Origin of the sequence: Aurantiacibacter flavus (assembly GCF_039710615.1) — a bacterium.
Classification (GTDB): Bacteria; Pseudomonadota; Alphaproteobacteria; order Sphingomonadales; family Sphingomonadaceae; genus Alteraurantiacibacter; species Alteraurantiacibacter flavus.
Genome location: NZ_JBDLBR010000001.1, coordinates 347,942 through 363,444, shown reverse-complemented (window position 1 = coordinate 363,444; position 15,503 = coordinate 347,942). Strand labels below are relative to the sequence as shown.

General features: G+C 60.5%; 16 protein-coding genes and 1 pseudogene. 10 read left to right on the top strand and 7 right to left on the bottom strand.

Going from position 1 to position 15,503, the window contains the following annotated elements:
• Nucleotides 1-18: 18 nt before the first annotated feature.
• On the top strand, nucleotides 19-1,332 hold the full coding sequence (locus tag ABDJ38_RS01635) for an MFS transporter (protein ID WP_346783335.1): 1,314 nt from the start codon (nucleotides 19-21) through the stop codon (nucleotides 1,330-1,332).
• Between the two features lie 74 nt (nucleotides 1,333-1,406).
• Here ABDJ38_RS01635 and ABDJ38_RS01630 read toward each other — a convergent pair whose 3' ends face one another.
• From ABDJ38_RS01630 to ABDJ38_RS01615, 4 genes are read right to left on the bottom strand one after another with little or no spacing between them, the layout of a single operon-like run.
• Nucleotides 1,407-2,462, bottom strand: a complete 1,056-nt coding sequence (locus ABDJ38_RS01630) for a sugar phosphate isomerase/epimerase family protein (protein WP_346783334.1) — start codon at nucleotides 2,460-2,462, stop codon at nucleotides 1,407-1,409.
• 5 nt (nucleotides 2,463-2,467) lie between these two features.
• A complete protein-coding gene (locus tag ABDJ38_RS01625; protein WP_346783333.1) occupies nucleotides 2,468-3,568 on the bottom strand; it encodes a Gfo/Idh/MocA family protein in 1,101 nt (366 codons plus the stop codon).
• Between the two features lie 45 nt (nucleotides 3,569-3,613).
• Nucleotides 3,614-5,308: a GMC oxidoreductase gene (locus ABDJ38_RS01620; RefSeq protein WP_346783332.1), complete on the bottom strand. Its 1,695-nt coding sequence runs from the start codon at nucleotides 5,306-5,308 to the stop codon at nucleotides 3,614-3,616.
• Nucleotides 5,309-5,326: 18 nt separating this feature from the next.
• Complete coding sequence (locus ABDJ38_RS01615) at nucleotides 5,327-5,902, bottom strand: gluconate 2-dehydrogenase subunit 3 family protein (protein WP_346783331.1); 576 nt, start codon at nucleotides 5,900-5,902, stop codon at nucleotides 5,327-5,329.
• Nucleotides 5,903-6,034: 132 nt separating this feature from the next.
• Between ABDJ38_RS01615 and ABDJ38_RS01610 the strand changes: the two genes are divergently transcribed.
• The 3 genes and pseudogenes from ABDJ38_RS01610 to ABDJ38_RS01600 all read left to right on the top strand — a co-directional run.
• On the top strand, nucleotides 6,035-6,997 hold the full coding sequence (locus tag ABDJ38_RS01610) for a sugar phosphate isomerase/epimerase family protein (protein WP_346783329.1): 963 nt from the start codon (nucleotides 6,035-6,037) through the stop codon (nucleotides 6,995-6,997).
• Nucleotides 6,998-7,039: 42 nt separating this feature from the next.
• Complete coding sequence (locus tag ABDJ38_RS01605; RefSeq protein WP_429771078.1) at nucleotides 7,040-7,354, top strand: transposase; 315 nt, start codon at nucleotides 7,040-7,042, stop codon at nucleotides 7,352-7,354.
• Nucleotides 7,355-7,364: 10 nt separating this feature from the next.
• Nucleotides 7,365-7,601: pseudogene (locus ABDJ38_RS01600) on the top strand (transposase); the annotation flags it as partial.
• A gap of 34 nt (nucleotides 7,602-7,635) precedes the next feature.
• Here ABDJ38_RS01600 and ABDJ38_RS01595 read toward each other — a convergent pair.
• Together ABDJ38_RS01595 and ABDJ38_RS01590 are read right to left on the bottom strand one after the other, a co-directional pair.
• The gene (locus ABDJ38_RS01595) at nucleotides 7,636-8,316 is read right to left on the bottom strand and encodes an imm11 family protein (protein ID WP_346783328.1); all 681 of its coding nucleotides are present in this window, start codon (nucleotides 8,314-8,316) and stop codon (nucleotides 7,636-7,638) included.
• A gap of 20 nt (nucleotides 8,317-8,336) precedes the next feature.
• The gene (locus ABDJ38_RS01590) at nucleotides 8,337-8,771 is read right to left on the bottom strand and encodes a hypothetical protein (RefSeq protein ID WP_346783327.1); all 435 of its coding nucleotides are present in this window, start codon (nucleotides 8,769-8,771) and stop codon (nucleotides 8,337-8,339) included.
• 64 nt (nucleotides 8,772-8,835) lie between these two features.
• Between ABDJ38_RS01590 and ABDJ38_RS01585 the strand changes: the two genes are divergently transcribed.
• Both ABDJ38_RS01585 and ABDJ38_RS01580 read left to right on the top strand, forming a co-directional pair.
• The gene (locus ABDJ38_RS01585; RefSeq protein ID WP_346783326.1) at nucleotides 8,836-8,973 is read left to right on the top strand and encodes a hypothetical protein; all 138 of its coding nucleotides are present in this window, start codon (nucleotides 8,836-8,838) and stop codon (nucleotides 8,971-8,973) included.
• Between the two features lie 238 nt (nucleotides 8,974-9,211).
• Nucleotides 9,212-10,498 carry a GGDEF domain-containing protein gene (locus tag ABDJ38_RS01580; protein WP_346783325.1) on the top strand — a complete coding sequence of 429 codons (1,287 nt, stop codon included), beginning with the start codon at nucleotides 9,212-9,214 and terminating at the stop codon, nucleotides 10,496-10,498.
• A 90-nt stretch (nucleotides 10,499-10,588) separates the two neighbouring features.
• On the opposite strand, the gene ABDJ38_RS01575 is transcribed toward ABDJ38_RS01580, so the two are convergent.
• A complete protein-coding gene (locus tag ABDJ38_RS01575) occupies nucleotides 10,589-10,792 on the bottom strand; it encodes a hypothetical protein (RefSeq protein ID WP_346783324.1) in 204 nt (67 codons plus the stop codon).
• A gap of 179 nt (nucleotides 10,793-10,971) precedes the next feature.
• On the opposite strand from ABDJ38_RS01575, the gene ABDJ38_RS01570 reads away from it, so the two are divergent.
• From ABDJ38_RS01570 to ABDJ38_RS01555, 4 genes are all read left to right on the top strand, one after another.
• A complete protein-coding gene (locus ABDJ38_RS01570; RefSeq protein WP_346783323.1) occupies nucleotides 10,972-11,547 on the top strand; it encodes an ANTAR domain-containing response regulator in 576 nt (191 codons plus the stop codon).
• Between the two features lie 3 nt (nucleotides 11,548-11,550).
• Nucleotides 11,551-12,762 (top strand): ABC transporter substrate-binding protein, encoded by a 1,212-nt coding sequence (locus ABDJ38_RS01565; RefSeq protein ID WP_346783322.1) that lies wholly within the window; start codon nucleotides 11,551-11,553, stop codon nucleotides 12,760-12,762.
• Nucleotides 12,763-12,982: 220 nt separating this feature from the next.
• Entirely contained in the window at nucleotides 12,983-14,410 is a 1,428-nt protein-coding gene (locus tag ABDJ38_RS01560) for a CmpA/NrtA family ABC transporter substrate-binding protein (RefSeq protein WP_346783321.1), read from the top strand.
• Entirely contained in the window at nucleotides 14,407-15,501 is a 1,095-nt protein-coding gene (locus ABDJ38_RS01555; protein WP_346783320.1) for an ABC transporter permease, read from the top strand. Before ABDJ38_RS01560 ends, ABDJ38_RS01555 begins: the two co-directional genes overlap by 4 nt.
• Nucleotides 15,502-15,503: the final 2 nt, after the last annotated feature.

Sequence of the window (15,503 nt, the reverse complement as noted above, 5' to 3'; positions counted from 1 at the left end):
GCAGTGGAGGACAATTCAGTGGACCAACAATCAACCGTGCCGGCCAATGCCCGCGCAATTTTCTGGATTTGTGTGCTGCTGCTGTTCACCGCAGCGCTCAGCTTCTCTATCCGCACCGGCGTTTCCGGCGCGATCAAGGAAGCGCTGCTAGACCCCTACATGCCGCTTTCTTCAGGTGAGATGATTGCCGCATCGCTGGGCTATGCCTTCCTCGGCTTCGCGCTCAGCCTGCTGGTAATCAGCCCGCTGCTGGACGTGCTGGGGGCGAAAAAGACCGTCATCTTCTCCTCGCTCTGCTTCATCGTCGGCCCGCTGCTAATCATCCTCTCCCCCGCCCTTGGCAGCGGTGACGGTGCAACCACTTACCTTATCCTCAACCTCGGCATGGTCGGTTGCGGCCTTGCCTGGGGCACGATGGAAGCAACCGTGAACCCCGTGACCGCCGCGATCTACCCGGAAGACAAGACCGGACGCCTCAACATCCTGCACGCCTGGTGGCCTGCCGGGATTATCGTGGGCGGCCTATCCTCGGTCTTCCTCTATGAAACCGACGCCGTCAGCTGGCAGTTCATGGTCGGCATGATCATGGTGCCGGCCGTGGTCTGCGGGGCGTGGGCTCTGACGCAGGAATTCCCGGTTACGGAAAGCACCGCGCAGGGGGTGTCCTTCGGCGAAATGATGCTCGCTCCGTTCAGGCGTCCGGGCTTCTGGATCTTTCCCGCGATCATGTTCCTCACAACTTCTGCGGAGCTTGCTCCTGGCAGCTGGGTCGACGTGGCGCTGACCGAAACCGTAGGCATGCCGGGTATCCTCGTGCTCGTCTATGTCTCGGCGATCATGTTTGTGATGCGCCACTTTGCCGGCCCGCTAGAACGCCGCTTCTCCGATATCGGAATGTTGCTGATGTGCACCATTCCCGCCGCCATCGGCCTTTACCTGCTCAGCATCGCCAACTCGCCCGCAACGGCGCTGGTCGCAGCCACGGCATGGGCCTTCGGCGTGTGCTTCATGTGGCCGACCATGCTCGCCGCGGCCAACCGCCGCTATCCGGAAACCGGCGCATGGGGCATCGGCCTTGTCGGCTTTGCCGGGGCGCTGGCGATGTACTTCGTACTGCCGCAGATCGGAGCGATCTATGATCGCGCCAAGCTGGAAGCCGCCGGTGGGGAGGCAGCCTTCGCCGCACTGCAACAGGGTGGTCCCGAACTGCACGAGGCTTTGGCATATGCTGCGGAACAAAGCTTTAAAGCGATTGCCGTGGTGCCGGTGATCCTGTTCGTGATCTTCGGTGCCCTATGGGCGTTCGAGCGCAGCCGCCGCAACCGCGCCTGATCGCCCTGCCATCGCTTCAAAAAAACGGGACGCAACTGCGTCCCGTTTTCGTATGTGGGTTTTCTTGACCAGGATTAGTCGATGCCCATGATCCGCCGATTCAGCTCCCGGTCGGCCCCTCCCGCGGCAAAGTCATCAAAGGCGCGCTCGGTCACGCGGATTATGTGATCGCTGATAAAAGGTGCGCCTTCGGCAGCTCCCTGTTCCGGATGTTTCAGGCAGCATTCCCATTCCAGAACCGCCCAACCATCGAAATCGTTGGCCGCCATCTTGGAGAAGATCGCGCGGAAATCGACTTGCCCGTCGCCCAGCGAGCGGAACCGCCCAGCCCGGTCCACCCAATTCTGGTAGCCGCCATAGACGCCCTGCCGCCCCGTCGGATTAAACTCGGCATCCTTCACGTGGAAGCACTTGATACGTTCCTTGTAGATGTCGATGTAGTCGAGATAATCGAGCGCCTGCAGCACGAAATGACTGGGATCATAGAGGATGTTGGCGCGGGGGTGGTTATCCAACCGTTCCAGAAACATCTCGAAGCTCACGCCATCATGCAGGTCTTCGCCCGGATGGATTTCGTAGGCGGCATCGACGCCTTCCTCTTCAAAATGATCGAGGATTGGGCGCCAGCGGCGAGCTAGCTCGTCAAAGGCATCTTCCACCATCCCTGCTGGACGCTGCGGCCAAGGGTAGACGTAGGGCCATGCCAGTGCGCCCGAAAAGGTTGCATGGCGATCGAGGCCGAGGCGGCGGCTCGCAGTGGCAGCCTTCTTCACTTGCTCGGTCGCCCATGCCTGCCGCGCCGTGGGATTGCCGCGCACATGCTCCGCAGCAAAGCCATCGAACATCACATCATAGGCCGGATGAACCGCCACCAACTGGCCTTGCAGGTGCGTGGAAAGCTCGGTGATCTCGATGCCATGCGCAGCAACTGTACCTCTCACTTCGTCACAGTAGTCCTGACTCTCGGCAGCCTTATCGAGATCAAACAGCCGCCCGTCCCAGCTGGGAATCTGCACGCCTTTGTAGCCGAACCCGGCGACCCATTGGCAGATGGAATCGAGCGAGTTGAACGGTGCCTCGTCGCCGGCAAATTGGGCGAGGAAAATGGCGGGTCCCTTGATCGTCTTCATGTCTGTCAAACCTCCAAGTCGACCCAGCCAGCCTTTTGCGCGCTGGCACTCACTGCGGTTTCGATGAAGGCCATGCCGCGCAGACCGTCCTCGATACCGGGAAGCAGCGGCGCATGGTCACCGCGCAGCAGGGCCGCGAAATCGCGATAAATGTTGGCGAAGGCTTCCAGATAGCCTTCGGGATGTCCGCCCGGCGTGCGCGAACGGCTGGCGGCCCATGGTCCCAGGACATCCGTGCCCGCATTGATAATTTCCTGCCGCCCATCGCCGTGCAGCAGTTCGAGCTGATTGGGATATTCCTGCCGCCAGCGGATGCCTGCCTTGTCGCCATAGACGCGGATGCGCAGGCCGTTCAGTTCGCCCAATTCGATCTGGCTGGCCAGCAGCACGCCGCGCGCACCGTTCTCGAACCGCAGCAGCACCGACACGTCATCGTCCAGCTTGCGCCCCGGCACCACCGCGCCGAGATCTGCCAGCAGGCGTGTGATCTTCAACCCGGTGGCAAATTCGGCAAGGCTAAAGGCGTGCGTGCCGATATCGCCGATGCAGCCCCCAGCCCCGGCGCGCGAGGGGTCCACCCGCCATTCAGCCTGCTTCCCCTCGGCGGGGTGCGACAGCCAGCCTTGCGGATATTCGACGACCACCTTGCGAATTTCGCCCAGTTCGCCCGCCGCGATACGCGCCTTCATCTCGCGCACCAGCGGATATCCGGTGTATGTGTGCGTCAGGCAGAAAGTCAGCCCAGTGTCAGCAAGCACGCCAGCAAGTTCACGCGCCTCGGAAAGGCTGGCAGTCACGGGTTTGTCGCAAATGACCGGAAGTCCCGCCGCCAAAGCGGCCTTGGCCGATAGCAGATGGTTGTGATTGGGGGTGACGATTGAAACGAAGTCGATGCCGTCGCCCCGCGCCTTTTCCGCAGTAAACATCTCGTCCAGCGAACCGTAAGCGCGCTCAGGGTCGATAAGGTAGACATCTGCTGCCGCCTTGCTGCGCCTGGCGTCGGAGGAAAAAACCCCCGCCACCAGTTCGATTTCGCGATCCAGCTCGGCGGCAAGGCGATGCACGGGCCCAATGAACGCACCAGGTCCGCCACCGATCATTGCCATTCTCAACCTGCGTGTCACGGCGTTCTCCACTCTTTTTGCCGACGCCTACAACACGCCTTCGGCCAGCATGCCAGCCGCCGTATTGGCTGCCCGCGCGCTGAGTGCCATATAAGTCAGTGACGGGTTCTGGCACCCGCTCGATGTCATGGCTGAGCCATCGGTGATGAACAGGTTGGGTACATCGTGCGCCTGGTTCCACTTGTTCAGCACCGAAGTGCCCGGATTACGGCCCATGCGGGCCGTGCCCATTTCGTGGATACCCAGCCCGAACTTACCCGGCACGCGGTCCTGATATGTAACCACGCCGCCCGCTGCCTCGATCATAGCCTTGGCATCGTCCATGATGCGGTCGATCATGTTGTACTCGTTGTCACCGAATTCACAGTCGATATGCGGCAGCGGAATTCCCCATTGGTCGCTCTCGTTCGGACTCAGCGTAACCCGGTTGCTTTCGCGCGGTAGCACTTCGCCAAACCCGACAAGACTTATGCTCCATGGGCCAATCTGAGCGGGCTTGCCTTTCAGCTCTGCCCCGATGCCGATCTGTCCGGTTGCCTCCTCGATGCCGCCCCCGCGTCTCGCCTGCCCTTGGTAGCCATAGCCGCGAATAAACTCCTCGCTTTCCTGCCCCGGGAGATTCCGGAAGCGGGGAATATAAAGCCCCCCCGGACGCCGCCCAAAGTAATAGGTATCCGGGGCATGGGGGAGCAGACCGACGGTGTTCAGCGAATAGAGGTGATCCATGATGTTCCGGCCCACCTGGTCGGACGAATTGGCCAACCCCGTGGGGAAGACTTCTGACATGGAGTTGAGCAGGATTGACGCCGTTCCAATGGTGGAAGCGCAGCTGAAGATCACCTTCGCCTCATAGGTCGTGCGCGCTTTGGTGTTGCGGTCGATAACTTTCACGCCAGTAACCCGGTCCGTCACCGGGTCGTATTCTATTGAGTCCACGATGGCATCATGAACGATGGTGAGGTTGCCTGTCGCCTGTGCAGCAGGCAGCGATGTGGTGAGGCTGGAATGCATCGCGCCGAAGCTGCAACCTCGCTCGCAAATGGTCCGCGCCTGGCATTGCGTGCGGCCCAACGCGCGATCCTTTTCGCGCGCTTCGGTAAGGTGCGCAACGCGCGCCGGGATCACCTTACGCCCGTCGCCAAAGGTGCTTTCCACCGCGGCCTTAAACATCAGCTCGGCATCGTTCAGCGCCCATGGTGGCAAGAACTCACCATCGGGCAACTGCTCCAGCCCCTCGATAGAGCCGGACACGCCGATGAAGTCCTCGATATGCGAATACCATGGCGCAAGGTCTTCATAGCGGATCGGCCAGTCCACGCCGTGACCGTCGCGGGCATTGGCTTCGAAATCCATGGGAGACAGGCGGTAGGTCTGACGCCCCCACATGATTGAACGACCGCCGGTGTGGTAGCCGCGGATCCAGCTGAAATCCTTCCCTTCCGGCGTGGTATAAGGGTGATCAGAATCCTTGACGAAGAAGTCCTTGGTAAGGCTGTTCACCGCATAACATTCACGCTGCACGGCGTAGTCGCGGGCCTTTTCCTCTTCGTTGATCTGGCCGGCATTGGGAAAGTCCCATGGCTGCACGAAGTCGTTATAGTCGCGGCGGTGGACCACCTCATTTCCGCGTTCCAGCACCAGCGTTTTCAGGCCGCGCTCGGTCAATTCCTTGGCGGCGATCCCGCCGCTCATGCCCGAGCCGATGACGATTACGTCAAACATTGTCTCTGCCACCCCGAATTAGAAGAAATAGCTCAGTTGCGCCTGTGCGCGCGTGTCTGATGTGACGGGGACGGAAGGCTCCCACCGGCCTGGAACATGTGTGTAGGGGAGCTCCGAAGAGAGCGCCTTCTGCGACATGAAATAGAGCGTGACCACAAGGTCCTTGAAACGCCTATAGGCTGGGTCAATGTCGGGCTGCATCGCCCGGGCGTCGTGTGCCGCCAGCAAATCATGCTGCTCTCGCTCAGGCAGGGCCGCGAAATGGCGGCCATCACCGGACAAACCATCAATGTCTGCCAGCACGCGGCGAAAATCGGCTCTGGTTTCTGTAGAGGCCCAGGTCTCAAGCATGCCCTCGAACCGTTCCGGCACACCGACCTGAATTGCGCCGGGTGTGTCGGTCTCAGGGATGATCCGTCCAACTGCTGCTGCCAAGGTTGTGCGCTCGGTAGAGGAAAGCGCTTCTCCGCTCGCCGCCACTGCCGGTGCCGCAGCCTCAAGCGTCTGCCAGGCACTTGCGGCCGCGCCCGCTCCGACAAGCGCCAATGCACGCACAATCAGTGCCCTGCGATCGATCGCAGTCATGTCAAGCATTGAACTCCCCTCCACATTTTCATTGTTTTGTTGCGCTTTGATACTTCCCGCAACGACGTCTAGCGTATAACACACCAAAATTGACAGCGCTAACAATTAGGCGAAAGGAGAGGCATCTTGGATCGGTTGAGGATGGATCGCAGAACACTGCTCGGCACCATGGGTGCAGTGGGAGCGAGCGCATTTCTGAGCGGCTGCGCAGGTGCGACAGAACCTGTGGCTACTCCCTTCTTCAAACGCATTGGCAAGCCGATCGGCTTGCAGACCTACGCGCTGGGCCCCGAAGCCGGCGAAGACCTGGGGGAAACCTTCGCCATACTTAAAGAACTGGGTTTCGGCGAAGTCGAGTTGCCCAACCTCTATGATCGCAGCGCCACAGAAGTCCGTGCGCTGGCGGACGCTGCCGGCATGCCGATCGCAAGCCTGCACGTGCATGCGGTTCCCCTAACGCCGGGCGCAACTTTCGTGCTTGGCGACGATCCCACACCGGTCATCGACGCAGCAGAGGAACTGGGTGTTCGCGAGATCGTAATTCCCGTTCCCGTTGTGCCGGAAGGCTTTGCCATGCGCGAAGGCGAAGGCTTTGGCGAAGCCATGAACCGCGCCTTCTCGTCGGTTGGTGTCGAGCACTGGCAGGCCATGGCCGAAATGTTAAACCTTCAGGGTGCGGCAGTGAAGGAACGCGGCTTGGTACTGGGCTACCACAACCACAACCTCGAATTCGCGCCGGTCGGTGAAAGCACGGGCTGGGACGTACTGATGAGCGAAACCGATGCTGACCTAGTAAAGGTGCAACTCGATGTGGGATGGGTCACGCAGGCCGGACTTGACCCGCTCGAAGAACTGAACAAGCTGCGTGATCGGGTAATCTCGCTCCACGTGAAAGACGTGGCAGAGGGCTTCACACCAAGCTACTATCTCGCTCCCAATCCCATAGAAGTGGGCCAGGGTATCATCGACTGGGCCAGTGTGCTGCTCGCAGCAGAGGCCGCAGGCGTAGGTCACTACTTCGTGGAGCAGGAGCCGCCTTTCACCAAGCCTCGGCTAGAAGCTATGAGGCAATCACTGCAGTTTCTGCAAAGCCTTGCTGCCTAGGCTCAGGATCCATTGATTGGCTGAGGGCGACGTGATTGTGCTCTGCACGCCTTCGGCTCCAGGCTCCGCGAGGAGACTGAGCATGAGCGACCTGTATTGGCTGACAGACGAGCAGATGGCGCCGAATGGTTCAGGGATGCGCTCGAGCAAAAGGGCATAACGCCTTGCATTCCGGGCCGGAAATCCCGTTCTTTTCCCGTCAAATACGACAAGCGCCGATACAAACGCCGAAACCGCATCGAGATCATGTTCGGACGCCTCAAAGACTGGCGCCGTGTGGCAACTCGCTACGACCGCTGCCCAACCGCCTTCTTCTCCGCCCTCGCTCTCGCAGCCACCGTGCTCTTCTGGCTGTGATCAACGAGTCCTGAGCCTAATGGACGCCGCGACCTGTCAGGACTTCGTCCTCGAGATCATCCGCCGCTCTGACAAGGAGCCGGGCCTCAAGGTGCTGCCAAGGCGGTGGGTCGTGGAGCGCACCTTCGGTTGGATAACGCGCTGGAAACGGCTCGTTCGCGATTACGAGCAGCGGGTCGATGTCTCGGAGGCCATGATCCATGTCGCTCTCGGAAGCCTCATGCTCCGAAGAATTGTCCATCCATGACCATTCTCAAACGGACTCTTAAACGTCTTTTTAATCAAATCTGGTCGATCTGCCGGGACGCCGCAACGCCAGGCGTTCGCAAGACAACGCCTTTTACACCCGCGGATTTAGCCTTTTCAAAAAGCTCCCTCGACCACAGCCATAACGACATATCGAGCTCAGCAAAGTTGTGTATCGCTGCGTCGATATCCTTCCGGATTACCACCCCCTTGGGAAAGCTAATCCGGCGAATCCATTGAGGCCCCAACTGCTTAGCAACGATGTTGACCTCGCAACGACCAGCATCGATTGCTTCAAGCACGCGGAGCGGCATGACCATGCTGAATGGCACCCGCCCATCCTTTGCTTGAATCGTCACTTTCCTTATCTCTATCGAACCCGGATCGACGAATTCGAACACGTCCAGGAGGCGATCCGAGATGATGAAAGCCGCAGAACCGCTGTTGTGAAAGTCAACCAATTCAGCCGCGGGGCCGTCATAAGTCAGGTCTGGCTCGACAAGATTTTCGAGCCCAATCCCTGGAACCCCGCGAAAACTCAGCCGAGGCTTCTCCATTAACGACGGGCGGTTGTTCCACGAAATGCCGCCTCCATATTCCCAGTTATACGCAACTTCCAGAAAGTGGTACTCGACTTCACCTTCGGATTCGACAACAAAATTCCGTGATTGCCCTTCTGGAACTTTAGCTAACAAATCGCCGACTGTAAGGCTCATAGTACTCCGCCCAATCACCACTAAACCCACAGCATTACGCTTTTATTCAACAACAGCTTACCGCCCTTTTCATCTGGTGCGTCAACTGAGATATCTATGCAACCGCTATTTTCACCTTTCCCGTCACGCCAGAGCCGCCGCATCAACCCATTCTCAAACGGCCTCTTATCGCGATGGAAGTAAGTGAGCAGACTTACCCTTTTTGCTCTGTCAGATCGCAGATCGACTTTCTGCATTCTATTGCCTGACCCACTGCTTCCAACGGTAAGCCCCCCTTTTCTGCGGGCGATCCAGAAAGAGCAGGTGAGGCAGTCGGCGAAGTTTTGGTACGGGCCTCGCCAGAGGAAGACGACGCCGGCGGCGGCAATAGCCGCAAGCGAAGCAGAATTCGCGACCGACGCATGTTCCGCAAGATCGGCGGCTCCGGCGTGCTGAACACGGGCCAGAACGACCACGAGGCGTGGATCGGCTTTGCCGAGCGCGTTGCGACGGTCGCCGCGGTCAACCAGATTGGCCTAGGTGATCGCCCCGTCAGCCAATCGCGCCAGCCAATCGCGCGAGGTTCGCTATGCCCGGCGCGAGCTCCTCGGGATGACGGCGCGCGAACGCGAGCAGTTACTCGATGCGGTGATCGAGCATCTCGTGGGCATCAGGTGAAGACCGAAGGCACCGTAGCGATCCTGCAATCCCCCATTTATGCAGCTGCACGGACAAAGCAGCCGGGCGGGGCACGATACAGTTACTTCTGGACCGCCATTTGCCTCGTCGCTCGTTATTATGCGATGCACATCGCCCCGAGGAACCATCGGTGCTGGTTCGATCGGATGAGGGTGAAGGCTCGAAGAGCCCACTCCAATTGAACCATTTATTAAGCTATTTTGCATAGATTTAGCAGATGGCGATCGCCCATACCACTGATCTGCAAGCTGGATTGGAGCAAGTTAAGGCGCTCGAAGATGATGCGCCTTACCGCAGCTGGCCCCATGAATTGCAAAGACTGTGGTTGGAGTTGAACACCCCACGAATAACGCATGAACTAAAGTTCCTGCACGCTCATGGTCTGGCTATATGCCTCGCCTGTCTTGCGCTGGACGCACAGACGAGCGCCTTTCCTTTTGGTGTTGCACTGCGGCTCGGCGTAGTTCTGCCGATATACATTATAGGTTTTTGGCTCCTCGGCTCAAAACACAGACTCCTTCGATTGGTTGGAGCTATCGGCCCGACTGTTGCCTTTGCTGGCGCAGTGTCACTGATCGGAGTGGAGGCAGGGGGCGATTTCTACGAAAGATATCTCCTGGCGGCATGCTTGGTTCTCACGGTTTCGATCGTGCTATTTCCTCCCCGCCTTGGTCCGACTTGCTGGCTAGCAGGCGCAGGATTTGTGGCTATCGCGGCACCCTTAGCCTTTGCCGACATCGCGAGCATTCGCACTTTCAACCTACTGTTCTTCATCTTATTGGGCAGTATATTCCCCCTCTTGATCAAGCGGCGAAGCGACCGTCAAAGAGACGAAAACTTCATTCTCTCTCTCAAGAGCCGTCAGGCCCAGATCGAGCTACTCGCAGCGAACAAGGAACTCGAAGACCTCTCTCAACTCGATCCGCTGACAGGCCTTCTTAATCGGCGTGGCTTTGAGAAGAGATTTGTAGCAGCGTTCGAGGCTGCCGCGGCGTCAGGCGAACCTCTGGCTGTTCTTCTGATTGATGTCGATCACTTCAAGGCCTTCAATGACACCTATGGTCATCAGATTGGCGATGAATGCCTGGCAAAGATCGGCGGTTTGCTGAAGGCCGCGATCGACCGGAAGAAGGGCTTTTCCGGGCGGTATGGCGGCGAAGAATTCATCGCCACTTTGATGGGGTGTGAGAGCGCTAATGCCATCGGTATATCGGAACGTTTGCGCGAAGAGATTGCAGGTATGGAACTCCTTGACGGCTCAGGAGACAAAATCAAGGTCACAGCCAGCTTCGGAGCCCGTATTGGACGGCCTGCCGACCTTCACCGGGCAAACTTCGTCCGAGATGCCGATCAGGCTCTCTACGTTGCAAAAGACGGGGGACGAAACCGTGTCGTACTCTACAGTGATAGCAGCGGATTGAAGAAAAAGAGCATGGAGGAGGGCGTTTCGCAAAGCACCCGATGCGATTCGAGGGTGAAGCAAGTTCGGAGCCGCACTGCCTAAAACGAGATTAGTCGGAGTTCCGACTGTTTGCGACGACTGAGCGCGAGACCAGATGGAAGCACTCTGGTTGCGTCACCAATGCGGCATCACTCAAAGAAAGCCCAACGTGCGCGGGCCTTGTCTAATGACAGGCGAGCCCTCTCCCGAAGGAGCCAGCGCCATGACGATATGAACACTATCGTAGGAGGTGCCGCCCAGCTCATATGTGGAGCCGACAATCGGTCCAGCGGCGGACTTGGTTCCGTAGTATGCGCCAAGTGCACCGCCCGCGCCATCCTTCGTAGCGTTATCCACTATGCCCGTGAGCACACCGCCATCGAGTGATGGCGCCAGTGAATCACAAGCGACAAAGGCAATGATCTGCGCTGCCGAGCAACTTCCGGCGGTCGCAACAGTTGGCACAGCGCACTGACAAAGCCCTTCACCCTGCCAACACGCTTGAGCAATTCATGGTGCGGTGCAATATGGCGCGCATGAAGATCGCCATCATCGACGAAAACCGCGCACGCGCCTCGATTATCGAGGAAGGGCTGGCCGGCATCGAAGGCGATATTCACGTGATTTCCGGGCGCGAGGGATTGCTCGCCCAGATCGAGCAGATCGCGCCTGACATCGTGCTCATAGACCTCGGCAACCCGTCGCGCGATGTGCTGGAGGAATACTTCGCTGTCAGCCGGGCACTCGCCCGGCCCATCGCCATGTTCGTGGACGAGAGCGACGACGATGCCATCGCCGCCTCCATCGATGCAGGCGTTTCTGCTTATGTGGTCGATGGTCTTGCCGCCGGGCGTATCCGGCCCTTGCTCGATTTGGCGGTCAAGCGCTTCAACGCCTTTGCCCGGCTCCAGGCCGACCTCGCCGAGGCCAAGGGCAAGCTGGCCGAGCGCGAGACTATCGACCGGGCCAAGCGCATCCTGATGGACTCCAAACGGATCACAGAGCCCGAAGCCTATGCCGAGTTGCGCCGCAAGGCGATGAGCTCGAGCCGCCGCATCATCGATATTGCAGAAGCCGTCGTCACCGCGCACGACCTCCTGGGAGGAAGCTGAACCATGTCCACGCGCGATCTTGTCATCGGTTTCCTGCCGCTGGTCGATGCCTGCCTGCCGATACTCGCTCACGAACACGGCTTTGCCGAGGAAGAAGGGCTCAACCTCACGTTCCTGCGCGATGTCAGCTGGGCCACCGTGCTTGACCGGCTGCTCTATGGCCATTCGGATGCGGCTCACATGCTGGCGCCGCTGGCTATAGCCACCACGCTGGGGGTCGGCCGCCCGGCGCGCGCGATGGCCGCTCCCTTCGTGCTTGGGCTCAACGGAAATGGCATTACATTGCGCAAGGATCTGGCTGCACGCGTCTGCGAGCCCGGCACCTTTGGCGATCCGCAGGCTGTGGGCAAAGCGATGCAAGTCGAGGTGCAGGCTGCGTTGGCGGCGGGCAAGCGGCTGCGGCTTGGGGTCGTCCATCGCTATTCCAGCCACAATTACAAGCTGCGCTATTGGCTCGCGGCCTGCGGTATCCGGCCGGATGAGGAGGTCGAGATAGTCACCGTGGCGCCGCCGTTTGTGGCCGATGCCATGGCCGGTGGCGAGATCGACGGCGCCTGCGTGGGCGAGCCGTGGAACAGCTTGTGTGTGGAGCGCGACGTAGGCACCATCGTGCTGGCGACAGCGCAGGTCTGGCGGCGCGGGGTGGAAAAGGTGCTCGCCATGCGGGCCGACCGGCTGGAGGAACGGCGCGAGGAGACCGAAGCCCTGATCCGCGCCATGCGCCGCGCAGGGCGCCACTTCGTCGATCCCGCCAACTGGGAGACCAATGCAACGATCCTTGCCAGGCCTCACTATGTCGGCGGTGACGAGCGGCTGATCCTGCGCGCAATATCCGATCGACCGGTGCTCGTGCACGGAGGCGAACCCGTGCCCTTCCATGATTTCATGTTCCAACACAGCGAGGCGGCCAACTTCCCCTGGGTCAGCCAGGCGGCGTGGCTATATTCGCAAATGGTGCGCTGGGATCAGCTCGAATATTCAGAAGAAGCATCGCGCCAGGCCGCAGCCGTCTTCCGCCCGGACGTTTACCGCAATGCCCTAAAGGATACCGGCGACGACTTGCCCGGTGCCAATTCCAAGGTCGAAGGCAGCGTAAGCCAGCTCACGCAAGTGGGCGCGCAGCAAGGCTCCATCACATTGTCGGAAAACCGTTTTTTCGACGGCCGCACCTTCGATCCGGTGGACATTCCGGGCTATCTCGCCGCGCTGGATTGAGCAGATTTTTTCGCTGCACTGCAAAATACGCTTTACGAACGAGGTCCGAATCGCTTATCCCTGAAAGCGAACGAAGCGCCGCTGCCCAAGGCTGGGCACGCACTGAAGGCCTCGATCACTCGAAACATTGCGTGGCAACGTCGCCGCCCGATCTGGTCCTGCTGTGGGGTCAAATCGTGGCGGCTTTTTTGCGTTGCGCGTCCGGCTGGAGACGAAGTGCATGACCGACATCACCAAGGGGCAATTGAACCGTCGCACCGCCATGGGCACCCTGGCAGGCTTTGCTGCCGCGATGATGCTGACCGGTTGCGGCAGCAGCGAAGAAGGCGCGGTCGCGGCGCCCGCCAACGCCGATGGCCCGCCGGAAAAGCCCAACCTCAAGCTCGGCTTCATCAAGCTGACCGATATGGCCCCGCTCGCGATCGCGCTGGAAAAGGGATACTTCGTCGAGGAAGGGCTCAATGTTGCGCTGGAACCGCAGGCCAACTGGAAGGTGCTGCTCGACGGGGTGATCGGCGGGCAGCTCGATGCCGCACACATGCTCGCCGGCCAACCGCTGGCCGCCACGCTCGGCTATGGCACCAAGGCCGAGCTAATCGCACCGCTCAGCCTCGATCTCAACGGCAATGCCATCACCCTTTCGAACCGGGTGTGGGATATGATCAAGGATGACCTGCCAATGGAAGGCGGCAAGCCCAGGCATCCGATTTCCGCCGCCGCGCTGAAGCCGGTGGTGGATAGCTTCCAGGCGCAGGGCAAGCCCTTCAACATGGGCATGGTCTTCCCCGTCTCCACCCACAATTACGAGCTGCGCTACTGGCTGGCGGCAGGCGGCATCAATCCTGGTTTCTATACACCGGGCGACGTGGGCGGCACTATGGGGGCGGACGTCAATCTGTCGGTCACCCCGCCGCCGCAGATGCCCGCCACGATGGAAGCGGGTACGATCGATGGCTATTGCGTGGGCGAGCCCTGGAACCAGCAGGCCGTGGCGCGCGGCATTGGCGTGCCGGTCGTGACCGACGACCAGATCTGGCACAACAACCCGGAAAAGGTGCTCGGCCTGCGCGAGGATTTCGCCGCCAGCTACCCGGCGACCACGGCGGCCCTGATCCGTGCGATCATCAAGGCGCAGCAGTGGCTCGATGCCGATAACGGGGCGAACCGCGAAGAGGCGGTCGAGATTCTCAGCCGTCCTAACTATGTCGGCGCCGATCCCGCAGTGCTGGCCGCCAGCATGACCGGCCAGTTCACCTTCGAGCCCGGCGATACCCGACCCGCGCCCGGCTTCAACATCTTCTTCAACGACTTCGCCGGCTATCCCTATTATTCGGACGCCATCTGGTATCTCACCCAGATGCGCCGCTGGGGCCAGATTGCCGAAGATCACCCCGATAGCTGGTATGTCGACACGGCCAAGAAGGTCTACCGCCCCGACCTCTACCTAGCCGCCGCCAACAAGCTGGTGGCTGCGCAGGCGATCCCGGCAGACGCCGTGCCGCAGACCGATGGCTTCCGCGAGCCGACCGCCGAATTCATCGATGGCCTCACCTACGACGGGCGCAAGCCCAATGCCTACATCGCCAGCTTCTCGATTGGCCTGAAGGAAGGCCAGCAAGTCACCGCCTCGGGCGTGAGCGGCACGTGAGCACCGCGCCAAGCCAGCAGATCAAGAAGGAAACTCCCGAAATGGCCACTGCCTTTGCCCCCAATGCCGCAGACCAGCCGGAAGCCAGCACTGCACCGGCTGCCAGCGCAGCTGAGCCCGCCCATCCCGCTTCGGACCCGCGCGAGCCGCGCACCAATCCGCTGATCGCCAAGGTTGGGGAATGGAGCCGCAACCTGCTCGCACCACTGGCGGGTATTGCGATCTTTCTCGCGCTGTGGGCGGCGCTAGCGCCCACGGTGCAGACCTCGCTCGGCGCCCTGCCCGGCCCGATCGCCGTGGCCGAGCAAGGCGTGGCGCTGTTCGACGAGTGGCAGGCGGCAAACGAACTGGAAGCGCAGTTCTACGCCGATCAGGAGACGCGCAATGCTGCGGCCGTAGCGGCAGGCAATGCCGCCGGGGTCACGGACTTTACCTATTCCGGCCCACCCACCTTCCTCGACCAGATTGTCACCAGCCTCAAGACCGTGGCGCTCGGGTTCTTGCTGGCGACACTGGCGGCCGTGCCCATCGGGCTGGTTTGCGGTCTTTCACCCGTGGTGAACGCGGCGATCAATCCGCTCGTGCAGATCATGAAGCCGGTCAGCCCGCTGGCCTGGCTTCCGATCGTGACCATGGTAATCAGCGCCGTGGTGACGAGCGCCGACCCGATGCTGGCCAAGAGCTTCATCATTTCGGCGCTGGTGGTAATGCTCTGCTCGCTGTGGCCGACCCTGATCAACACCGCGGTGGGCACGGCCAGCATCGACAAGGATCTGCTTAACGTGGGCCGCGTGCTCAAGCTCGGCTGGTTTGCCAAGCTCACCAAGCTCGTGCTGCCCTCCAGCTTGCCCTACATCTTCACCGGCATGCGGCTTTCGCTGGGCGTGGGCTGGATGGTGCTGATCGCGGCGGAAATGCTCAGCCAGAACCCCGGCCTCGGCAAGTTCGTGTGGGACGAGTTCCAGAACGGCTCCAGCCAGTCGCTGGCGCGGATCATGTTTGCGGTGGTGGTGATCGGCTTCATCGGCTTTGGCCTCGACCGGCTGATGATGGCGCTCGAAGCCCTCGTCTCGCGGAACAGGGGGGTGTGATC